The following is a 13,234-nucleotide window of genomic DNA, read 5'->3' as shown; positions in this document are numbered from 1 at the left end:
CGCTCCGTCCTAGGGGAGTAGTCTCCTTTGAGCCCCACGCTCATCCGGCATACGTCAACATACTTGGTCAGCAGACCATGGCGTATGCGACCCAGGAGTCCGCACAGACGGACCGGGGTTTGACAAGACCTATGACACGCACACCTTACCCGGGGCGGGAAGGCTGTACGTGTCATAGCCGTGTCGACCCGCCCCTGGAAACCTACCTGATGCTGGATTCACTGCTCGTTCCTACCGCAATCGTTGCCCTGGCCGAAATCGGCGACAAGACGCAACTGCTCGCGCTTATTCTCGCTGCTCGCTTTCGCAAGCCCTGGCCCATCATCGCCGGCATCGTCGCCGCGACCCTGGCCAACCATGCGGCCGCCGGCGCTGTGGGTGCCTGGTTCGGGAGTTTTTTCTCCGATGCGGTGCTGCACTGGATTCTCGCGGCGAGCTTCTGTGCCACGGCACTCTGGACCCTGGTGCCGGACAAACTCGACGATGACGAAGCCAGCACCACACGCAAGTTCGGGCCGTTCCTGACCACGTTGATTGCGTTTTTTATCGCGGAAATCGGTGACAAGACCCAGATCGCCACGGTGATGCTGGCGGCTCAGTATCCGGAATTGTGGCTGGTGATTATCGGCACCACCCTGGGCATGTTGATTGCTAACGTGCCGGTGGTGCTGGCGGGGAATTTTGCGGCGGAGAAACTGCCGCTGACGTTGATTCGCCGATTGGCGGCTACGGCGTTTTTCGTGCTGGCAATCGTGGCGGTGTACAAAAGCCATGCAAAGCAGTGGCTGGATCTAATCCATGTGGGAGGGGGCTTGCCCCCTCCCACATTTTGATCTCAGTCAGGCCTCAGGATTTTTTGGCCTGCTGGTAGAGCGGCATCACCTTCGGAATCGCCGCCTGCAACGAGGCGATACGGCTGTCTGAAGCCGGGTGCGTGCTCATGAACTCCGGCGGTGCGCCTTCCGAGGCTTTGGCCATCTTGTTCCACAGCGTGATCGCCGCATTCGGGTTGTAGCCGGCGCGGGCGGCCAGCTCCAGGCCGATCAGGTCGGCTTCGTTCTCATTGCTGCGGCTGTTGGGCAAGGTCATGCCGTAGTTGGCCACGGTATCGGCCAACGCCAGGCTGTCCTGGCCCAGGCCGAACAACGCGCCGGCGCCCTGCTTGGCCATTTCGATGCCGTAGGCCTTGGACATGGCTTCGCGGCCGTGTTCACGCAAGGCGTGGGCGATTTCATGGCCCATCACCGCAGCCAGTTCGTCATCGGTGAGCTTGAGGTTGTCGATCAATGCGCTGTACACCAGGATCTTGCCACCCGGCCCGCAGTTGGCGTTCATCTCATCGCTCTTGATCAGGTTCACTTCCCACTGCCATTGCGCCGCATCCGGGCGGAAGGTGGGCGCCTGGGCAATCAGGCGCTTGGCGATGGCCTGCACGCGCTTGGCGTTGGCGCTGGTTTTGTCCACCAGGCCTTTGCCACTGGCTTCGCCCAGGGTCTGCTGGTAGGACTGGGCGTACATCTGATCAACTTCCTGGCTCGACAGCATGCTGAACATGTACTGCTTGCGCTCAACCCCAACCGCGCCGCCGCTGGTGGTGTTGACCGACTGACACCCGGCCAGCAGCATCGCTGCGACCAACCCGCTTACCGCCAATGACTTCTTAATCATGAACACTCTCCCTGAAAACGTGGCGCGTATCGTAGGCGCACATTTGTATCAGCGCCAGATACATCAGAGGTTTAAGTGCTTAATTTCGGACGCATCTCACAACCCTCCGGCTCAAGCCGGGGTGAGGCACTCCGGCCCATTGAGCTTGGGATCGTTGACCATGTTGGCCAGCACCCGCTCGCGCAACGCGGCGGGTTCACTGGCCAGAAGGCTTTGCAGTACCGGCAGCGGCGTTTCGGGATTGAGCCAAGCGGCTTGCCCTGCCTCATCCAGGATCAACGGTCGACGCTGAGCCTGCGCAGCCTGGGTGACCACCGCCGTACTCAACCACACCTGTTCCTGTACCGGATACGCTTCCCAGATCGCCGCGAAAAACAACGTGGAGCCCTCTCCCGGCGTCAGCCAGTACGGGCGTTTGCGCTGGGTGCCGCGCCATTCGTAAAACCCGTTGGCCGGCAGCAGGCAGCGGCGCTGGCGGAACGCTTCGCGAAACATCGGTTGCTCGGCCAGGGTTTCGGCGCGGGCATGGGCCGGGGTGCGGGACAGGTCGGTGAGCCAGGGCGGCGTCAGGCCCCAACGCGCACGCGCCAGGGTGGGCTGGCCGTCGATGGTGCGCTGGATCAGCACCGAATCATTCGGGGAAATATTCCACTGGGCTTTCTGGTCGGCCGGAAAACCCGGCAGGGCAGCAAACGCGGGGTTCCAGCGAAACAGGGCATAACGTCCACACATGGGGCAACACGACTCTTGGGGTAAACCGACCGACAGCCTAACAGACCAATACGTCGGGGAAGCTGTCGGGTTCGTCGCCGGGCAAGGGTTGCGCACCGTTATAGGCGGTGATGAGCTCGCGGGCACAGGCAGCCTGGTCATTATCGACCTCCAGCCCCAGCAAGCCGAAAATCGGCAGCTCACCCGTGCCACCGAGCAAGTGGCGCCCCACCAGGTGCGCTTCGATCCCTTCGCTGGCAAGCATCTGTTGCAGCAGCTCGCCTTCCATGAGGTTTTCCGGTTCGTAGATTCGCTGCATGGAGGTACCCGTTGTTTATTCGTTCTCGCTGCGGGTTTCGAGCATCCACTCGTCACCATCAACCTGCAGACTGAAAGTGATCGGTTTGCAGCACACCTGACAGTCTTCTATGTAAACCTGATCACCGCCGGACAAATCCACCGTCGTCTCAACCGCTTCACCACAATAAGGACAATCGTACAGCGCAGGTTCCAGCATCGCAGTCTCCCGAGTGACTTGTGCGTATAATCGCCGGTCTATTTACAGGGCTATTTCCGGCCAGGCCAATTACCTGGACCGCACCCTGGTATTTCCTCTACTTACCCTAGCCGTTTCTAACAAGAGAGCATGATGGGCGAATTCGATACCATCCGACCTTACAATGACAGCGAAGTCCCGGCAGTGCTGGACCGGCTGTTCAGTGACAAGGCCTTTCTGGACATCCTGACCCACTTCCGCTTCCCGCGTTTTGCCGGCACGCTGGGCTGGCTGCTCAAGCCGATGATCGCACGCAAGCTGCGCCGTGAATTCGCCGGCGTCACCACCGTGGCGACGCTGCAGGATAAAGTCGAGTACTACGTCGACCATACCATCGACCGCGCGACTGACGGCGTGACCTATACCGGCGTCGAGCAACTGAAATCCGGCAGCGCCTACCTGTTTCTGGCCAACCACCGCGACATCGTGATGGACCCGGCCTTCGTCAACTACGCCGTCTACCATGCCGGCCTGCCGACGCCGCGCATCGCCATCGGTGACAACCTGCTGCAAAAACCGTTTGTCAGCGACCTGATGCGCTTGAACAAGAGCTTCATCGTGCACCGCTCGATCACCGGACGAAAGGAAAAGATGGCGGCTTACCAGCTGCTGTCGGCCTACATCAACCATTCAATCCGCAAGGATTGCCAGTCCATCTGGATCGCCCAGGCCGAAGGCCGGGCAAAGGATGGGGATGATCGCACCGAGTCGGCGATCCTCAAGATGTTCCATGTCAGCCGCAAGGACGAGCCATTCGCCGAAGTCATCCAGTCGTTGAACCTGACGCCGGTGTCGATCAGCTATGAGTATGACCCGTGCGACGCCGCCAAGGCCCGCGAGTTGTACATCCGCGCCACCACCGGCACCTACAGCAAGGCGCCGGGCGAGGATGACGTGAGCATTGCGCTGGGCATCACCGGTTATAAAGGCCGGGTGCACGTGAACTTCGCGCCGCCGATTACCGAGCGCTTCGAAGACACCAAGCTGCTAGCGGCCGAGATGGACCGGCAGATTCTGGGTGGTTATCGGTTGTTCCCGGTGCACTACCTGGCGTACGCCCAATGGAATGACGCCGACCCGCAACTTGAAGTGCCCAAGGCTGCGGACCTATTCCCGGCCGATGAGCTGGCCAAGGCCAAGGCAGAATGGGAGCGGCGCTTGAACGAGTGCCCGTCCGAGCACCGTCCGTACCTGGTGGTGCAATATGCGACGCCGGTGCGTAATCAGTATCGGGTCAAAGCCGGAATCCCGTTGTAAAAACACCGATCAAACAATGTGGGAGGGGGCTTGCTCCCGATAGCGGTGGATCAGCCAGTGGATATATTGACTGGCACACCGTCATCGGGGGCAAGCCCCCTCCCACATTTGCTCCGGTGTTCTTTAAAGGTGGGTGCTGAGCCAGGATAGAACCAGCGCCAACCCCAGGCCGGCGAACCCGATGCGGTAAGCGTGGCGATACGCCCGTTCGGTGCGCGTATCCAGAAACAGCATTGGCTGGTCAATGGCCCGTTCCTCGCTGCGCACGGCCAGGTCGGCCATCGCACGTTGCGCACGCAGGCGGGTGATGAACAGCACTACGGCGCCCGAGCAGGCAGTCAGTAGGGCAACAGCATTGATGAGCAGTGCGGGCCACGCCATCGCAAACCTCGGCGGAACAGTATTCGGGTACCGGTCCAGATACAAACCTGAACGATAGTGGCTTCCTGCGCCTTTAATGCTCCCTCCCCGTTGACGGCTAATGTATCCAGTAATTTACAGCGTCACCTGAACGTCACCTTAACAAGCCACTCTGTTGCCCTTCGACGCTTGAGGAGCTTGTCATGTTGCATGCACAGAACCAGGACCGGCTGTACCTGATCGCCCAGAGCGACGAGCAGGAGGCATTGATCGGCAGCCTCGCGTTCAACGTCCAGGACCGCCATTGGCTGGTGTATTGCGCCCTCGCCGGACAGCCGCACGCCGACCTGCCGGAGCTGGATCTATTCACTGGCGTGAGCATGCTGGATTTTTATGTCGATACAGCGGCGTGAAAGCGCAGGCATAAAAAAACCGGGCTCATCACTGAGCCCGGTTTTTTTGAACCGCTTATTGCGAACTGAGCAACTGGCCGATGCTTGGATCCTTGAACAGACGGGTCAAGGCATCGCTGAGCACGTCACTGACCAACTTGGTGTTGGTTTCCTGGTTCGGCGACATGCCGAAGCGCTGGTTCAGGGAGGCCGCATAGCGGCCGCTGTAGCGACGGGTACCGGCGCTGACGTCGGACTTGAACGTTGCGCCGATGGACGCCTCGGTCACGTACAGGCCTTCCTTGGGCGACTGGTATTTCAGTTCAGCCAGGGTCACGGTCAGTTGCGGCGCACCTGGCGAGTTGGTCGGGGTGAAGCCCAACAAGCGCACCGCGGCTTCAGCCTGGGCCTGCAGCTTGGGCAGTACGTCCTGGCCGGTCACCGAAATCAGCGCGGTCTCCGGGTACAGGCCGCCACGCGAACCGAGGGTAGGTGACGGACGGCCGTCCACCACACGCACCGACACGGGCTGGCCATGACCGACCGGGGCCAGCTGCGCCGTGACTTTGGGTTGCGGGCTGAGTTGTTGCGGGCTGTTGGCGCAGCCAACCAAAGCCAAACTGGTCACAGTGATCAAACCGAACAACAGGCGTTGCAACATACTCATTTCTCCAGGACTAGGCGCAGACAGGCGGCCAGTATAACGGTGCACGCGCATCACTCACCAGCAATCCTGAACCGCAGCTGAAGGCATGGGCAAATTACAATTTCGCATAAAATCGTCATTCCAATGTCATGGCAGACTGAGAACCTTCAAGCATGTAACGCAACCGGTACACAGCCATGCGCCTTCTCAAGTCATTGTTCCTGTCACACCCCCGCCATCGCCACTTTGCCCTGCTCGATGCCCACGGCCACTGCCTGGCATTCAAGCAATGCAGCTCGCCGCCCGTCGGTGAAGGCTGGGTCGAAGTCGCGGAGACACACCTGGGCTGGATGCACCGCCCGCTACCGGCCAGCGCCAGGGTCAGCCCTCAGTTTGTACGTGCACAATCGCGACAAGCGTTGGCCTCCTGACCAGCGCACTAATAAAAGTCATAAAACACGCCCATTTCCACGGCGTTCTTCGCTACAATCTCCCCCCGATTATAAGGACGTCTCCTGATCGGGCCCCGCAGCATCGTTATTGCCTCGGCATTAACCCCCCAATCGCCCACAGAGAGCCGCCCACACAGATCGAGTGAAGCTGGCGTGCTTGCTGTTTCCTTTGCAAACCACCCGTCTTTATCGAATCTGCCAGAGCTGCCATTGCGCTCGGCCACTTGAGTTTTTTGCCCGTTTAGCGGGCCAGGTGCCAAGCTGGGGCAGCCCTTTTTTGAGGTTCACGTCTTCAAAAGAGCGTGAAAAAACGGGTTTTCACAACTTCACAAGAGTGTGGCGAGCAAATGAATAGTTTTGCGTTTGTACAAGCACCATCAGCGTCTGGAACAGCCCAACACAGGACCGAGTACTCCTCAACAACCGGAGCTTGAGCCTGTCCGCTACGGATTGATTGCACGGATCGCACGCGTTGACCATAAGTCGAATTGCCACAGGCGCCCATGAATGCGTTCATAGGCAGAATCGCCGGGCAGGAAGCGTGCGCTGAAGTTGCAAGGAATTGCGAAACGGACATGGCGATCCTGGCCATGGGTAATCTGGGGCAACACGTGAACCGCCCCGTCACTCCTGGCAGCCATGCCGTCAATTTGGTGCTGCAGATTTTGGAGACGCGTTAAATGGCGCATAACGAAGCAGTCGACGTAGTTCTGGTAGGGGCCGGCATCATGAGTGCCACCCTGGCCGTACTGCTCAAAGAGCTCGACCCCGGCCTCAAGCTGGAAGTCGTTGAGCTGATGGATTCGGGTGCCGCGGAGAGTTCCAACCCGTGGAACAACGCCGGTACCGGCCACGCCGGGCTGTGTGAGCTGAACTACACGCCGCAGGCCGCCGATGGCTCCATCGACATCAAGAAAGCCGTGCACATCAACACCCAGTTCGAGGTGTCGAAGCAGTTCTGGGCATACCTCACCAAAAAAGGCACCTTTGGCTCGTCCAAGTCCTTTATCAGCCCGGTTCCGCACCTGAGTTTCGTGCAGGGCGACAACGGCGTTGCCTTCCTCAAGAAGCGTTTTGAAAGCCTCAGCCAGCACCATGCGTTTTCGGACATGCACTACACCGAAGACCGCAGCGAGATGGCCGAGTGGATGCCGCTGATGATGCCGGGCCGCCCGCTGGACGAAAAAATCGCCGCGACCCGTGTGATGAACGGTACTGACGTCAACTTTGGCGCCCTGACCAACCAACTGCTCAACCACCTGACCAGTTCGGCGGACGCCCAGGTCAAGTACTGCAAGCGCGTCACCGGCCTCAAGCGCAATGGCGCCGGCTGGACCGTGAGCATCAAGGACGTCAACAGCGGCAACAGCCGCGAAGTGGATGCCAAGTTCGTCTTCCTCGGCGCCGGCGGTGCGGCACTGCCGTTGCTGCAGGCTTCGGGCATTGAAGAAAGCAAAGGCTTCGGCGGTTTCCCGGTCAGCGGCCAGTGGCTGCGTTGCGATAACCCGGAAGTGGTCAAGCAGCACCAGGCCAAGGTGTACAGCCAGGCTGCGGTGGGTTCGCCACCGATGTCGGTGCCGCACCTGGACACCCGCGTAGTCGATGGCAAGAAGTCCCTGTTGTTCGGGCCTTATGCCGGGTTCACCACCAAATTCCTCAAGCACGGCTCGTTCCTGGACCTGCCGATGTCGATTCGTGCCGGCAACATCGGGCCGATGCTGGCCGTGGCTCGCGACAACATGGACCTGACCAAGTACCTGGTCAGCGAAGTGCGTCAGTCCATGGAGCAGCGCCTGGAATCCCTGCGCCGCTTCTACCCCGAGGCGAAAGCCGAAGACTGGCGCCTGGAAGTGGCCGGCCAACGGGTGCAGATCATCAAGAAAGATCCGAAGAAAGGCGGTGTGCTGCAGTTCGGCACTGAGCTTGTGGCCGCAAAAGACGGTTCGCTGGCGGCGCTGCTGGGTGCCTCGCCGGGCGCTTCGGTGACGGTGTCGATCATGCTGGAGCTGATCGAGCGCTGCTTCCCGGAGAAAGCGGCCGGCGAATGGGTAGCCAAGCTGCACGAGATCTTCCCGGCACGCGAGAAAGTGCTGGAAACGGATGCCGAGCTGTATCGCAAAATCAATACGCAGAACAACATCAGCCTGGAGCTGGTGGATGCTGCAGGAGCGAGCTCGCTCGCGAAAAACGATAACGATAGCGCAGCGCATCTGGTTTGACGCGGCGCTCTCAGGTTCTTCGCGAGCAAGCTCGCCCCAACCGCTAAAAGCGAAACGCCCCGGGCTCTTATGAGGCCGGGGCGTTTTTTTATGGCTCGAATAATCAGCGGCGGGCTTTGTCGATCAGCTCGATGTACTCGGCGGCGTTGCGCTGGTCCTTGATCAGCTCGACGAAAGTCTGGCCATGCTCATCCTTGCCATCCAGGTCCAGGCCGGCTTCCTTGAAGAATCCCAGGAAGCGCTCGAAGTCGTCGATACGCAGGCCACGATAGGCCTTGATCAGTTTGTGCAGGGAGGGAGAAGTCGCATCGACCGGCTCGAAGTTCAGGAACAACTTGATCTGGTCGTCGCCGATCTCGTCACCGATCACCTGTTTTTTATCTTTACGCATTACCGACTCCAGCCTGCAGACATTGATACGGGGTTTGAAGTCTACCTGTGGTGCACAGGCTTCGAAAGCGTTGAAGAGCCAATGTGGGAGGGGGCTTGCTCCCGATAGCGGGGTGTCAGTCACAGATATATTGACTGAAAGACCGCCATCGGGAGCAAGCCCCTCCCACACTTTGATCTTCTGCGTTCAGGCTACCGCAACACTGCAGCTCAATCGAACTGGGCGAGCAACCAGCGCTGGTAGTCGGCCACACCGGCCTCACCTTCGCGCGGCGCCCAATCGGCCAGTTCACCCTCGCCCACCGGCCGATAGGGGCCGGCCTTGCATTCGAACATCACCGTGTCTGGCTCCAGCACCACCAGGCCATGGAACACACCCGGCGGCAGATCGACGCCTGCACACTCGCCCCCTGCCTGCATGACGCGCTTGGCGATGACTTCACCGGTGTCGCTGAAGATCAGCAAGCCCAGTCTGCCCTGAAGTACCAGCAAGGTTTCCGCCTTGTCCACACTCAAGTGCCGGTGCGGCGGCACATAGGTACTCGGTTGCAGGGCCACGGCGAGGCGATGACAGGGTTCTTCCATCTGGTGGAAGTTGTGATGGTGCCGGCCACGGGGACTGTCGCCCGCTTTCTCGGCCAACTCTGCAAATAAGGTCTGATCAAGAAAGCGGGCCATCGATTACATTCCTTTAACGGCGTAGATGCCATTGGCATTACGCCAGTAGCCCTTGTAGTCCATGCCATAACCGAAGATATAGCGGTCGATGCACGGCAGGCCGACGAAATCGGCCTTGAGCTCAGGGCGAGCCTTGCGGTCGTGGTCTTTGTCGATCAGCACGGCGGTGTGCACTTTGCGCGCGCCGGCGTGTTTGCAAAAGTCGATGATCGCGCCCAGGGTGTGCCCTTCGTCGAGGATGTCATCGATGATCAGCACGTCACGGTCGATAAACGACACTTCCGGCTTGGCCTTCCAGAACAGGTCGCCGCCACTGGTTTCGTTGCGATAGCGGGTAGCGTGCAGGTAGGAAGCTTCCAGCGGGAACTGCAAGTGGGTGAGCAATTTGCCGGCGAAGATCAGGCCACCGTTCATCACGCAGAAGACCACCGGATTGGTGTCGGCCATTTCGCGGGTGATGTGCTCGCCGACCTTGGCGATCGCTGCTTCGACTTGCGCTTCGGTGTACAGGCAGTCAGCCTCGTGCATGATTTGACGGATATGCTCGAGATCAGCGGACATGGCGCTCTCCAAGGGGTGCTGTGGCAAGAAAAGCGGGCGAAGGTACGCTTCTCGTGCGCTCCAATCAAGCCTTTATGGACTAACGTACTTGATGTCTATAGGACAACACTCTCGGATAGATTAATCTAGGCCGGTTTTTTTGCCCGCCGCCGGAGCCTTTCCCATGCCCACTCGCGAGATCCGCCACCCGCTGATCCGACACAAACTCGGCCTTATGCGCCGTGCCGACATCAGCACCAAGAATTTCCGTGAGCTTGCTCAGGAAGTCGGAGCGCTGCTCACTTACGAAGCCACCAAGGATTTACCCCTGGAAACCTACGAGATCCCCGGTTGGGCCGGTCCCGTACAAGTCGAGAAAATCGCCGGTAAGAAAATTACCGTGGTACCGATCCTGCGTGCCGGCATCGGCATGCTCGAAGGCGTACTCAGCCTGATCCCGGGCGCCAAGGTCAGCGCCGTTGGCGTAGCCCGCAACGAGGAAACCCTGCAGGCCCACACCTACCTGGAAAAACTCGTCCCGGAAATCAACGAGCGCCTGGCCATGATCATCGACCCGATGCTGGCCACCGGCAGTTCCATGGTCGCCACCATCGACCTGCTGAAAAAAGCCGGCTGCCGCGACATCCGCGCCATGGTGCTGGTTGCCGCGCCCGAAGGCATCGCCGCCGTCGAGAAAGCGCACCCTGACGTGCAGATCTACACCGCCTCGATCGACGAGCGCCTGAACGAACACGGCTACATCATCCCAGGCCTGGGCGATGCCGGTGACAAGATCTTCGGCACCAAGCAGAAGGACGCCTGAGCATGCAGGATGAATTCAACGACCCGCTTTGGCGCCAGATCCTGTCTGGCGCACAAATGCTCTTCGTAGCATTTGGCGCGTTGGTGTTGATGCCGCTGATCACAGGTCTTGATCCAAACGTCGCACTGTTCACCGCTGGCCTGGGCACGTTGCTGTTCCAGGTGGTGACCGGGCGACAGGTGCCGGTGTTCCTGGCATCGAGCTTTGCATTCATCACCCCGATCATTCTCGCCAAGGGCCAATTCGGCCTGGCCGCGACCATGGGCGGGGTAATGGCAGCGGGTTTCGTCTATACCTTCCTGGGCCTTGCCGTGAAGGTCAAAGGCACTGGTTTTATCGACCGACTGCTGCCGCCGGTGGTGATCGGCCCGGTGATCATTTCCATCGGCCTGGCCATGGCGCCGATTGCCGCCAACATGGCGATGGGCAAAGCCGGTGATGGCAGCGAGCTGATTCATTACCAGACAGCCATGCTGATCTCCATGCCCGCGCTGCTGACCACCTTGATCGTGGCGGTGTTCGGTAAAGGCATCTTCCGCCTGGTGCCGATTATCTCCGGCGTGCTGGTGGGTTTTGCCATGTCGTTTTATTTCGGCGTGGTAGACACCGCCAAGATCGCCGCCGCACCGTGGTTCGCCCTGCCCCACTTCACCGCGCCAGAGTTCAACTGGCAGGCGATCCTGTTTATCGTACCGGTGGCCCTGGCCCCTGCGATCGAACACATTGGCGGCGTGATTGCGGTCGGCAGCGTGACCGGTCGCGACTACCTGAAGAAACCCGGCCTGCACCGCACGCTGCTGGGTGACGGGATTGCCACCACGGCCGCAGGCCTGTTCGGCGGCCCGCCGAACACCACCTACGCCGAAGTGACGGGCGCGGTGATGCTGACCAAGAACTACAACCCGAAAATCATGACGTGGGCTGCGGTGTTTGCCATCAGCCTGGCGTTTATCGGCAAGTTCGGCGCACTGCTGCAGAGCATCCCGGTGCCGGTGATGGGCGGGATCCTGTGCCTGCTGTTCGGCTCGATTGCGGCGGTGGGGATGAACACGCTGATTCGCCACAGGATCGACCTGGGTGAAGCGCGCAATCTGGTGATTGTGTCGGTGACCCTGGTATTCGGGATTGGTGGCGTGCTGGTGGGTACCGGCACCGGCCCGGATGATTTCGGCCTCAAGGGCATCGCCCTGTGTGCGGTAGTAGCGATTGGTTTGAACCTGCTGCTGCCGGGCAACGATGGCTGGAAGAACAAGAAGCCGGATGAACCGCTGATCTAACCAACACCGCAAAACCCAATGTGGGAGGGGGCGGGGCCCACTGTAGGAGCGAGCTTGCTCGCGAAAAACGTCCAGGCAACGCGTTCATTCTGGTTGAACGCGATGGCCCTGAGTTCTTCGCGAGCAAGGGCTAGCCGCCCGCCTCGCTCCTACAAAAAGCCTTAACTGACTGGCAGGCCCCCTCCCACATTTTTTTGATCTTCAGTGTGGCTTAAAGCTCACCAAGCCCCTCGATCAGCGCCTGGTTCTGCTCCGGCGTACCGATGCTGATCCGCAGGAACTGGGCAATCCGCTCCTGCTTGAAGTGCCGCACGATCACGCCTTGCTCACGCAGTTTGGCCGCCAGGCCAGCAGCGTCGTGCCGTGGATGGCGCGCGAAGATGAAGTTGGCCGCTGACGGCAACACCTCAAACCCTTTGCCTTCCAGTTGCGCGACGAGCTTGTCGCGGCTGTCGATCACCCGTTGGCAGGTTTTCTCGAAATACTCACGGTCCTCAAACGCCGCCGCCGCACCGACAATTGCCAGCCGATCCAGCGGATAGGAGTTGAAGCTGTTCTTGACCCGCTCCAACGCCTCGATCAGGTCCGGGTGACCTACCGCCAACCCCACGCGCAGCCCGGCCAGTGAGCGCGACTTGGACAGGGTCTGCGTCACCAGCAGGTTCGGATAACGATCCACCAGGCTGATGGCGGTTTCGCCACCGAAGTCGATATAGGCTTCATCGACCACCACCACCGAGTCCGGGCTGGCCTTGAGGATCTGCTCCACCGCGTCCAGCGCCAGCACGCAGCCAGTCGGCGCGTTCGGGTTGGGGAAGATGATCCCGCCATTGGGCCGCGCATAGTCAGCTACGCGAATCTGGAAGCGCTCGTCCAACGGCACGGCGTCGAAGGTGATGCCGTAGAGGCCGCAGTACACCGGATAGAAGCTGTAGCTGATGTCCGGAAACAGCAGCGGCAGGTCATGCTGGAACAAGCCGTAAAAAATGTGCGCCAGGACTTCGTCGGAACCGTTGCCGAGGAATACCTTGCCCGCATCGATCCCGTAATAGCTGGCCACGGCCTGCTTGAGCAGGTCGCTGTTCGGGTCCGGGTACAAACGCAGGTTGTCGTTCAATTCGGCCTGCATTGCCGCCAGCGCCTTGGGCGATGGGCCGTAGGGGTTTTCGTTGGTGTTGAGCTTGACCAGTTTGGTCAGCTTCGGCTGTTCACCGGGTACGTAAGGCACGAGGTCCTTGACGAAAGGGCTCCAGAATTTGCTCATG

Annotated in this window: 17 protein-coding genes and 1 riboswitch; of the genes, 7 read left to right on the top strand and 10 right to left on the bottom strand. The window is 60.1% G+C overall.

The window, feature by feature from the left end:
- Positions 1-120: riboswitch (yybP-ykoY riboswitch) on the top strand.
- Positions 121-212: 92 nt separating this feature from the next.
- Positions 213-833, top strand: coding sequence for a TMEM165/GDT1 family protein (locus tag QF045_RS07490; protein WP_373424474.1), 621 nt, complete (start codon positions 213-215; stop codon positions 831-833).
- Positions 834-846: 13 nt separating this feature from the next.
- Here QF045_RS07490 and QF045_RS07485 read toward each other — a convergent pair whose 3' ends face one another.
- The 4 genes from QF045_RS07485 to QF045_RS07470 form a co-directional block, all read right to left on the bottom strand.
- Entirely contained in the window at positions 847-1,668 is an 822-nt protein-coding gene (locus QF045_RS07485; protein ID WP_306491656.1) for a M48 family metallopeptidase, read from the bottom strand.
- A 111-nt stretch (positions 1,669-1,779) separates the two neighbouring features.
- Positions 1,780-2,400, bottom strand: coding sequence for an SOS response-associated peptidase (locus QF045_RS07480; protein ID WP_306491655.1), 621 nt, complete (start codon positions 2,398-2,400; stop codon positions 1,780-1,782).
- Positions 2,401-2,437: 37 nt separating this feature from the next.
- Positions 2,438-2,698: a putative signal transducing protein gene (locus tag QF045_RS07475; RefSeq protein WP_083360103.1), complete on the bottom strand. Its 261-nt coding sequence runs from the start codon at positions 2,696-2,698 to the stop codon at positions 2,438-2,440.
- Between the two features lie 15 nt (positions 2,699-2,713).
- Positions 2,714-2,896, bottom strand: a complete 183-nt coding sequence (locus QF045_RS07470; RefSeq protein ID WP_306491654.1) for a CPXCG motif-containing cysteine-rich protein — start codon at positions 2,894-2,896, stop codon at positions 2,714-2,716.
- Positions 2,897-3,028: 132 nt separating this feature from the next.
- On the opposite strand from QF045_RS07470, the gene QF045_RS07465 reads away from it, so the two are divergent.
- A complete protein-coding gene (locus QF045_RS07465) occupies positions 3,029-4,192 on the top strand; it encodes a 1-acyl-sn-glycerol-3-phosphate acyltransferase (protein ID WP_306491653.1) in 1,164 nt (387 codons plus the stop codon).
- Between the two features lie 123 nt (positions 4,193-4,315).
- Here QF045_RS07465 and QF045_RS07460 read toward each other — a convergent pair whose 3' ends face one another.
- Complete coding sequence (locus tag QF045_RS07460) at positions 4,316-4,573, bottom strand: hypothetical protein (protein ID WP_306491652.1); 258 nt, start codon at positions 4,571-4,573, stop codon at positions 4,316-4,318.
- A 182-nt stretch (positions 4,574-4,755) separates the two neighbouring features.
- Between QF045_RS07460 and QF045_RS07455 the strand changes: the two genes are divergently transcribed.
- A complete protein-coding gene (locus QF045_RS07455; RefSeq protein ID WP_306491651.1) occupies positions 4,756-4,965 on the top strand; it encodes a hypothetical protein in 210 nt (69 codons plus the stop codon).
- Positions 4,966-5,020: 55 nt separating this feature from the next.
- Here the strand turns inward: QF045_RS07455 and QF045_RS07450 are convergent, their stop codons facing one another.
- Positions 5,021-5,605, bottom strand: a complete 585-nt coding sequence (locus tag QF045_RS07450; protein WP_057724591.1) for a YajG family lipoprotein — start codon at positions 5,603-5,605, stop codon at positions 5,021-5,023.
- 182 nt (positions 5,606-5,787) lie between these two features.
- On the opposite strand from QF045_RS07450, the gene QF045_RS07445 reads away from it, so the two are divergent.
- On the top strand, positions 5,788-6,021 hold the full coding sequence (locus QF045_RS07445) for a hypothetical protein (protein ID WP_306491650.1): 234 nt from the start codon (positions 5,788-5,790) through the stop codon (positions 6,019-6,021).
- A 701-nt stretch (positions 6,022-6,722) separates the two neighbouring features.
- A complete protein-coding gene (gene mqo, locus QF045_RS07440) occupies positions 6,723-8,261 on the top strand; it encodes a malate dehydrogenase (quinone) (RefSeq protein ID WP_306491649.1) in 1,539 nt (512 codons plus the stop codon).
- A 103-nt stretch (positions 8,262-8,364) separates the two neighbouring features.
- Here mqo and QF045_RS07435 read toward each other — a convergent pair whose 3' ends face one another.
- The 3 genes from QF045_RS07435 to QF045_RS07425 all read right to left on the bottom strand — a co-directional run bounded on the left by QF045_RS07435 (position 8,365) and on the right by QF045_RS07425 (position 9,890).
- A complete protein-coding gene (locus QF045_RS07435; RefSeq protein ID WP_306491648.1) occupies positions 8,365-8,652 on the bottom strand; it encodes a PA4642 family protein in 288 nt (95 codons plus the stop codon).
- A 209-nt stretch (positions 8,653-8,861) separates the two neighbouring features.
- The gene (locus QF045_RS07430; RefSeq protein ID WP_306491647.1) at positions 8,862-9,329 is read right to left on the bottom strand and encodes a WbuC family cupin fold metalloprotein; all 468 of its coding nucleotides are present in this window, start codon (positions 9,327-9,329) and stop codon (positions 8,862-8,864) included.
- Between the two features lie 3 nt (positions 9,330-9,332).
- Positions 9,333-9,890: a hypoxanthine-guanine phosphoribosyltransferase gene (locus tag QF045_RS07425; RefSeq protein ID WP_306491646.1), complete on the bottom strand. Its 558-nt coding sequence runs from the start codon at positions 9,888-9,890 to the stop codon at positions 9,333-9,335.
- 163 nt (positions 9,891-10,053) lie between these two features.
- On the opposite strand from QF045_RS07425, the gene upp reads away from it, so the two are divergent.
- Together upp and QF045_RS07415 are read left to right on the top strand one after the other, a co-directional pair.
- The gene (gene upp / locus QF045_RS07420; protein ID WP_003188608.1) at positions 10,054-10,692 is read left to right on the top strand and encodes a uracil phosphoribosyltransferase; all 639 of its coding nucleotides are present in this window, start codon (positions 10,054-10,056) and stop codon (positions 10,690-10,692) included.
- Positions 10,693-10,694: 2 nt separating this feature from the next.
- Positions 10,695-11,969 (top strand): uracil-xanthine permease family protein, encoded by a 1,275-nt coding sequence (locus tag QF045_RS07415; RefSeq protein WP_306491645.1) that lies wholly within the window; start codon positions 10,695-10,697, stop codon positions 11,967-11,969.
- A gap of 211 nt (positions 11,970-12,180) precedes the next feature.
- On the opposite strand, the gene hisC is transcribed toward QF045_RS07415, so the two are convergent.
- Positions 12,181-13,233, bottom strand: a complete 1,053-nt coding sequence (hisC, locus tag QF045_RS07410; RefSeq protein WP_306491644.1) for a histidinol-phosphate transaminase — start codon at positions 13,231-13,233, stop codon at positions 12,181-12,183.
- Position 13,234 lies beyond the last annotated feature (1 nt).

Origin of the sequence: Pseudomonas sp. W4I3, from assembly GCF_030816195.1 — a bacterium.
Classification (GTDB): Bacteria; Pseudomonadota; Gammaproteobacteria; order Pseudomonadales; family Pseudomonadaceae; genus Aquipseudomonas.
Note: the sequence above shows the minus strand (reverse complement) of the source record. Positions and strands in the feature narration are given on the sequence as shown.

Bases quoted from the DNA above. Each gene is read 5' to 3' on its own strand.
- QF045_RS07485 (WP_306491656.1), bottom strand. From the start codon at position 1,668: ATGATTAAGAAGTCATTGGCGGTAAGCGGGTTGGTCGCAGCGATGCTG.
- QF045_RS07480 (WP_306491655.1), bottom strand. From the start codon at position 2,400: ATGTGTGGACGTTATGCCCTGTTTCGCTGGAACCCCGCGTTTGCTGCC.
- QF045_RS07475 (WP_083360103.1), bottom strand. From the start codon at position 2,698: ATGCAGCGAATCTACGAACCGGAAAACCTCATGGAAGGCGAGCTGCTG.
- QF045_RS07470 (WP_306491654.1), bottom strand. From the start codon at position 2,896: ATGCTGGAACCTGCGCTGTACGATTGTCCTTATTGTGGTGAAGCGGTT.
- QF045_RS07465 (WP_306491653.1), top strand. From the start codon at position 3,029: ATGGGCGAATTCGATACCATCCGACCTTACAATGACAGCGAAGTCCCG.
- QF045_RS07460 (WP_306491652.1), bottom strand. From the start codon at position 4,573: ATGGCGTGGCCCGCACTGCTCATCAATGCTGTTGCCCTACTGACTGCC.
- QF045_RS07455 (WP_306491651.1), top strand. From the start codon at position 4,756: ATGTTGCATGCACAGAACCAGGACCGGCTGTACCTGATCGCCCAGAGC.
- QF045_RS07450 (WP_057724591.1), bottom strand. From the start codon at position 5,605: ATGTTGCAACGCCTGTTGTTCGGTTTGATCACTGTGACCAGTTTGGCT.
- QF045_RS07445 (WP_306491650.1), top strand. From the start codon at position 5,788: ATGCGCCTTCTCAAGTCATTGTTCCTGTCACACCCCCGCCATCGCCAC.
- mqo (WP_306491649.1), top strand. From the start codon at position 6,723: ATGGCGCATAACGAAGCAGTCGACGTAGTTCTGGTAGGGGCCGGCATC.
- QF045_RS07435 (WP_306491648.1), bottom strand. From the start codon at position 8,652: ATGCGTAAAGATAAAAAACAGGTGATCGGTGACGAGATCGGCGACGAC.
- QF045_RS07430 (WP_306491647.1), bottom strand. From the start codon at position 9,329: ATGGCCCGCTTTCTTGATCAGACCTTATTTGCAGAGTTGGCCGAGAAA.
- QF045_RS07425 (WP_306491646.1), bottom strand. From the start codon at position 9,890: ATGTCCGCTGATCTCGAGCATATCCGTCAAATCATGCACGAGGCTGAC.
- upp (WP_003188608.1), top strand. From the start codon at position 10,054: ATGCCCACTCGCGAGATCCGCCACCCGCTGATCCGACACAAACTCGGC.
- QF045_RS07415 (WP_306491645.1), top strand. From the start codon at position 10,695: ATGCAGGATGAATTCAACGACCCGCTTTGGCGCCAGATCCTGTCTGGC.
- hisC (WP_306491644.1), bottom strand. From the start codon at position 13,233: ATGAGCAAATTCTGGAGCCCTTTCGTCAAGGACCTCGTGCCTTACGTA.